Below are 6451 nucleotides of genomic sequence, written 5' to 3' on the forward strand. Positions count from 1 at the left end.
CGATCGCGATCAGGCCCGCCACCCGGCCCGAGTACCCGACCGCGCACCACACCAGCCCCCGTGACCTGCAGATTTCAGGATGGAATTAGCTCAATAGAGGTGGAGCAAGAGTCAGGCCTGGCCGTAGCATCGGCGTGTGCTCACTGTGGCGACCTGGAACGTCCTGCACCGCATCCACGCGGAGAACTGGGGCACGGATGTGCCAGGACACTGGCCGGACGAGTCGGACCGGATCGCCGCCGTCACGGCACGGTTGGCGGGATGTGCTGAACAGGTCCTCGCCCTGCAGGAAGTCAGTGGCGACCAACTGGCCCTGCTGCGTCGTGCTATGCCCGATCGCACGGTCCGTACCCTGCGGTATCCACGCGTCCCGCGAGCACGCCACGGACTGTGCCCACTCGACGATCCGGGTGAGCACCTCGTGCTCCTGGTGAACGGGCAGGCCCAGCAGGTCGTGGCTGAAGCCTTCGACGATGATCCGGGCAAGGGACTCCTCGCAGTCCGAACCGCCGGTGTACTGGTGGTCGCCACTCATGTGAGCTCTGATCATCGGCAGGCCCGTCAGCTGGATCGACTGGCGGAACTCGCCGCTGATTCGCCGGGGCCGGTGGTTCTGCTCGGTGACTTCAACGCCGACCGCGCCACCGTGGCCGCTGGCCTCGGCCCAGGGTTCACCGTTGTGGGCCTCCCGCTGCACGCACCGCCGACGCGACCGCGAACTTCGGGCACCAAGTCACAGCACATTGACCACGTTGTCGTGCGCGGCTGTGGCGTCAAGGGCGCGGTGGTCGAGGAGACCGATGGCCTGTCAGACCACAACCTCCTGCGTGCGAAGGTGGTGATGTGAGCAGCCGTTGTCGTACCGATCAACGAGCTTGTCCATCGGACGGGAGTCTCGATCGGGTGATCGTGGTCGGTACCGGGCATGGAAGCAGGGCCTCGTGGTAGCTCGGAGGGTGTCTACGCCAACGAGTGATCCAGGAGGGCCTGCTGCCGCAGTTATACGCAAATGCGGCCGTGGAGTCCAGCCCGGTTACCCTCACGTGTGACTCCTGGCACACCAGTCCGGAAACGCCGGCGACAACGGGCCCAAGTGGCCGACGCGCACCACCTGCTGGAGCTGGCCTGGGGCGACGGCGGCTACACCGGCGGCCTCATCGAACACTGCTTCACCGCGTCGGCGCTGGTGCTGGTGATCGTCAAGCGCACCGACGGCCAGAAGGGCTTCGTGATGCTGCCGAAACTATGGATCGTCGGGCGGTTCTGCGCGCACCTGATGCGCACCCGCCGCCTTGGTGCGCGACTCGGGCGCCGCATCAGCAGCGCCGAGGCGATGGTCCACTGGTCGATGACCCTGCTCATGACCCGCCGCCCGACCCGGTCACGCCCTCCGCGAGCGTGAACCGGCCCAGTACGGGCTCGGCCAACCAGCCACGGGCCACCAGGCGCTTCGCCTTCGACCGCAGCGCCTCCACCTTGGCCGGCGCCGCCTCCAAGCCGAAGCCGACGGGCGACTCCTGACAGGTCAGGGGTCCTTGGCCGAGCCGCTCCCGGTCCGCGAGCGCGCGCAGGATGCGCTGGTAGTCCACCGACAGCACCGACCAGGGCAGCTCCACATTCCACCTTGGCACCACCGTCCTCGGCTTCGCCGCCTCCACGGGCCCAGGCCGCACCGACGGCGCATATCCGCCTCCCGCTCGGCCGCAGCCAACTCGGCCTGGACGCGATCGGCTTCCTCCCGCAATCCGTCCACACGACGACGGGCAGCACGCTCGTGCTGTTCCAGCAGTCCGACCACAGATGGCATTCGCGACCTCCAGGGGAACGACAACCCGACAGGCCACGACTCCCACAAAAGCACCGGCCCCATCCGTGACCAGCGGAAACGCAGCAGTCATGCTCGGAACGACAACGGCTTCTCAGGGGCGGCTCCGCTGGCGGGCCTGGTTATGCCACCGAATGTGTCACCGTTCCGGTGTAGGTGCCGCCTACCGCTCCGGCGGGGACCGCGACGACGAGTGTGGGGTTCCAGTCCGCGGTGTTGTTGCCCACGCCCGCCGTGGCGGTGAAAGCGGTACGACTGCTGGCCAGCGTCTGGGCCGCGCCCGCCGTGGCCTGGCCGGGAGTGAAGGTGGCCGTTCCGGTGGTGCTCACTGCTGCCCCCGACCAGTAGGAGACGGCGCTGGTCGCGATCGTCTCCGGGGCCGTGCCACCGCCGGTCTTGAAGCTGGTGGAGACCACCGACGCGGTCCAGGCGGCCGTGAGCAGGGCACGGGCGTCGGTAACGATGACGTTACCCAGTTGTGCGGTGACGGTGTTGCCGGGCAGTACGCTGCCCAGGGCCGCCGAGGCCGGCACGGCGATCGACAACGTGCCGGCCGTCACGGAGAAGGTGGTGGTCGTGTCGCCGGGAGCGGCGTCGGCCACTCCCGCGGCCGTGACGACCAGCACCACTCCAACAGCCACGGCATACCGGACAGTGCGCATGAAGTCCTCGTTTCTCGTAGGTCCAGGCCGGGAGCAGCTGGGTGCCTGGGGGGACCCCGCCGGGTCGGTGCCTGCTTCCGTCCGGTGGGGAGCTCCGGCGAGGGGGTGAGGGCGGGTGCCCTGCCGTGGTGGAGCGCCGGCGAAGCCGATCATGACGTCCGGTGCGTGCACCCGGGAGCGAGGCCGTTCGTGAACTGGACCGTGACGGTCGGTGAGCTCACCTACGTGTCCCCCGGACTGTCGGGCGCAGCACCGTGTGCGCGGGTCCTGGGCGGCCCGTCGGTCGCTGCCGCTGGCCCCGCCCCGTACTGCGCAGGAACGAGCCTGGCCGCCCCTCCAGGCCAGCGGAGGGAAGCTGCCTATCCCGGTCGGCAGCAAATCGACCAGGCGGTTCGTCAAAACTGACGCACAGAACCGGCGCCGCCTGTCAGTACTCCCCCGCAGCTCACGGGCACCAAGCCACTGACAACCACCTGCCGATTCCTCACTGACAGTCAGCCGCAGACCATCACCGTCATACGGAGAACCCCAGGCCACTCCCGCCGGGCCCCGCGATCTCGCTGGAGACAGGTGCGGCGGTTGGCGAGACGGAGCGGACGGGCACCGTGGCGCGGCTGTACGCCGAGGGCTCCAGCAGGACGGTCCGTAACACCGCCGGCTGTCATAACGGGCGACAGCTGGACTTCACCGGGGAACGACAGAACCGTTCAGCACACCACCAGCGTCACCTGCGCGTCGATCAGGTGCTCGCGCAGGTCCAGGACCGCGTTGGTGGTAGCGGCCCAGGTGGTCGTCGCGGTGGCGAAGGTCCCGCGTCGCCGCGTGTTGGGCGTTCGAACGCAGACTTTTGCGTCCTTCTTGCTGACGTCCAGGCCCGCGCAGCGTTCGTGGAGGATGTCCACGGCCTGCTCCTCTCGCTCGGTGAAGGGCAAGGAGTACGCCGTTCCGGGAGGACCAGGGTGGATCAGGAATCTGACGCTCGTGCACTCGGCAACACTCCACGGTTCCCGTGGACGGTCCCCAGCACCATGCTGACCAACGGGCTTGACAGCACCACAGGGGGTACCGGTTTCGACCGGAACGACAGACGCATGGTCGCGAACCTCAACGGTCACCACCAGGGCACATCGAGGCACCAACGGCGCGCGCCAACGGCATTTACCCGCCCCCCGGCGTGCAGCGAAGCCGCACTGAGTTGCTGACCGGCACCAACGTCACCGAAGTGACGCCCGGAAACCGCGCCACGATGACGTCGTACCGGCAGCCACCACCCTGACCAGGCATCAAGCCCGATCACCACGCGGCAGACCACTGCAGCACCCCCCACGACAACGAAGTGCAACTTCACACCAGGCTTCGACGCCCAGGCGGGCAAGGAGACAACCTAGGGTTGTCCGATGAGGGAAGACAACCTATGGTTGTCTCATGGCTATCTCACCTGTCCGGCTGGACGCCCTCATCGCCCAAGTCGCCGAAGCACAACCGGACGGCGGCCCCCTCGGCCGCGTGGAAGTGGCCTGTCAGGCCGCCGCGGACCTCGACGAAGCCGCCGACCACCTCGTCGGCCATTTCGTGGACGAGGCCCGTGCCGCCGGTTTCACCTGGACCCAGATCGGCGAGCACATCGGTGTCACCAAACAGGCCGCCCGCAAGCGGTTCGCGCCACGGGACGTCCCCAATGAGACCGCTGGCGTCGCCGCCCTGCGCGAGAAGGCCCGGGACAACGTCTTCGGTCGCTACACAGATCACGCCAGGCACACCATCGTTCTGGCCCAGGAGAACGCCCGACGCCACGAACACCCGCTCATCAGCACCGAGCACATCCTGCTCGGAGTCTGCCAAGAAGAACGAGGCGTCGGCGCGAAGGTCATCGAGTCCAGCGGCGTGAGTCTCGCCGACCTCCAGGACGCCATCACCTCCCGGCTCGCGCCCGCCACCACCCGCATCCAAGGACACATCCCGTTCGCGCAGGAAGGAAAGAAGACGCTGGAGCTGGCCACCCGCGCGAGCCTGCTGCTCGGACACGACCGGATCGGGACCGAACACCTGCTCCTGGGTCTGATCGCAGAGGGCACGGGCCTGGCCGCCCAGGTGCTCGGCGAGACGGGCGTCACCGAGGAACACGCCCAAGCGGAGATCCTTCGGTTGGGCACTTCGCGAACTGGCTGATACCGGCAACGACTCGTCGTCACCCCGACGGCGCGGCGGGAAACGACCGCCTCCGACGTGGGAAACCGGCTGCTGGACGCGGCTGACGTCACAGGTCACCGCGATTGACGTCGGTACCCAACGATCCGGGGCCGGATCAACTACGTGAGCCGACCCCGGGTCAAATCCGTGAGCGCCCACAGTGGCGGGCGGCGGGTCGCGGGCCCGCCTGACAGCCCGTACGGAACCGGCTCGACCAGTGAAGTGCCGGTGTTCCGAACCTGCGCTATTCCCGTGCCGGCTGGTCTCGACGACGGGTGAAAACTGACCGCTGAACGGCGGGTCAACGGTGACCCCCCTCGCGATCGTCTGATCATCCTGATCTTCATTGAGGGTCAGGAGGAGAGGCTCGAGCGGGCTGCGGCCCGCCTGCGGAGGACCCGGGTCGAGGCGGGGCGGTGACCAGGGCTTGGACCGCCACGCGTAGCATCCGCGATCATGGTCTACGCGAACAACGGCGTTCGGCGGCCTCAGTGTCAGTTGTCCTCACGCGCGTTCGCGCGGAAGGCCCGGCTGTCATGAGGCTCATATCCGCTTTCCTTCCGATCTGGCTGCTGGCCGCGGCCGGCTACGGTGCCCGGCGTCGCGGTCTCCTCGGGCCCGACGCGGCGTCGGTCCTGGGACGCTTCGTCTTCCACCTGGCGATGCCGGCAGCGCTGTTCCTCACGATGTCCGCGACACCGCTGTCGCGCCTGTCCGTCCTGCCGCTGCTGGCCTTCACCGCCAGCACCGCCGCGGCGGTCGCGCTGAGCTGGCTGGCTGCCAGCCGCTGGTTCGGCCGCCCGGCCGCGGAACGGCCCATCTGGGGCATGACCGCGGGGTATGTGAACTCCGCGAACCTCGGGATCCCGGTGGCCCAGCAGGTCCTGGGATCGGTGTCGTTCCTCGCCGAGGTCGTGCTGGTGCAGAACCTCCTCGTCACCCCCGTCATCCTGATCGCCCTGGACCGGGCGGGCGACCCCGAGGGGCGGATCCGGATGCGCCGGATCGCCTCCCTGCCGCTGCGTAACCCGGTCATCCTGGGCTCGGCGATGGGTGTGGTCTGGTCGGTCCGGAGGCTGCCGGTGCCGCCGACGGCCCACGCCACACTGGCCCTGCTGGGGGCGGCCGCCGTGCCCGCCGGACTGGTCGCGCTCGGCGCCTCGCTGCACGGCGCCGCGCCCGACGTACAGCCGCGGCCGCTGCCTGACGCGGCGCGGGCGGTCGACTGGGAGTTGGCGGCGGTGGCGGCGCTCAAACTAGTGGGGCAGCCGCTGCTGGCCCTGGTCATCGGATTGGCCCTGCACCTGACCCATGTCCAACTGCTGACGGTGGTGGTGTGCGCGGGACTGCCGACAGCCCAGAACACCTTCGTCTTCGCCCAGGAGTACGGCGTGGGCCAGGCCCTCGCCAACCGCGGCGTGGCCCTCACCACCGGACTGTCCCTGGCCACCCTGGCCGCTGCGGCCGCCCTGCTCGGGCCCTGATCCCCAGCCGGGCCGGGCTCCCGGGCTTCCCGTTCGTGCTCCTGTCCTGTCGGGCTCGGAAAGTCATCGCTGCAGGTGACAGCGGTAGGGCGGTCTCGGCTGGCACCATGTCCGGGTGATCGTCCCGCTGCTGTACCAGGTGGTCCGCAAGCTGGTGTCCGTCTCGGATTCCTCCCGACTCGTCCAAGGTTGTCGCAGCGGGCACCGACGAGAGCGGTGCTGCTGGATCACCCGGCGCGGTACGCCCGTAGGAACGCCGCAACGCCGCCGGTGATCAAGCGGTTGGTCTC

General features: G+C 68.9%; 6 protein-coding genes and 1 pseudogene. 4 read left to right on the forward strand and 3 right to left on the reverse strand.

What is annotated here, in order from left to right; all coding sequences use genetic code 11:
- Nucleotides 1–136: 136 nt before the first annotated feature.
- On the forward strand, nucleotides 137–847 hold the full coding sequence (locus tag P3T29_RS32155) for an endonuclease/exonuclease/phosphatase family protein (RefSeq protein ID WP_280720220.1): 711 nt from the start codon (nucleotides 137–139) through the stop codon (nucleotides 845–847).
- Between the two features lie 342 nt (nucleotides 848–1189).
- Nucleotides 1190–1294, forward strand: a pseudogene (locus P3T29_RS32160) (IS5/IS1182 family transposase); the annotation flags it as partial.
- Between the two features lie 64 nt (nucleotides 1295–1358).
- Here P3T29_RS32160 and P3T29_RS32785 read toward each other — a convergent pair.
- The 3 genes from P3T29_RS32785 to P3T29_RS32175 all read right to left on the reverse strand — a co-directional run bounded on the left by P3T29_RS32785 (nucleotide 1359) and on the right by P3T29_RS32175 (nucleotide 3389).
- Nucleotides 1359–1616 carry a hypothetical protein gene (locus P3T29_RS32785; RefSeq protein ID WP_348532885.1) on the reverse strand — a complete coding sequence of 86 codons (258 nt, stop codon included), beginning with the start codon at nucleotides 1614–1616 and terminating at the stop codon, nucleotides 1359–1361.
- A 331-nt stretch (nucleotides 1617–1947) separates the two neighbouring features.
- Entirely contained in the window at nucleotides 1948–2487 is a 540-nt protein-coding gene (locus tag P3T29_RS32170; protein WP_280720221.1) for a hypothetical protein, read from the reverse strand.
- A gap of 707 nt (nucleotides 2488–3194) precedes the next feature.
- Entirely contained in the window at nucleotides 3195–3389 is a 195-nt protein-coding gene (locus tag P3T29_RS32175) for a hypothetical protein (protein ID WP_280720222.1), read from the reverse strand.
- Between the two features lie 523 nt (nucleotides 3390–3912).
- Here P3T29_RS32175 and P3T29_RS32180 point away from each other — a divergent pair.
- Nucleotides 3913–4656: a Clp protease N-terminal domain-containing protein gene (locus tag P3T29_RS32180; RefSeq protein WP_280720223.1), complete on the forward strand. Its 744-nt coding sequence runs from the start codon at nucleotides 3913–3915 to the stop codon at nucleotides 4654–4656.
- A gap of 557 nt (nucleotides 4657–5213) precedes the next feature.
- The gene (locus P3T29_RS32185; RefSeq protein WP_280720224.1) at nucleotides 5214–6161 is read left to right on the forward strand and encodes an AEC family transporter; all 948 of its coding nucleotides are present in this window, start codon (nucleotides 5214–5216) and stop codon (nucleotides 6159–6161) included.
- The last annotated feature ends 290 nt before the right edge of the window (nucleotides 6162–6451 follow it).

The organism is Kitasatospora sp. MAP5-34 (assembly GCF_029894335.1).
Classification (GTDB): Bacteria; Actinomycetota; Actinomycetes; order Streptomycetales; family Streptomycetaceae; genus Kitasatospora.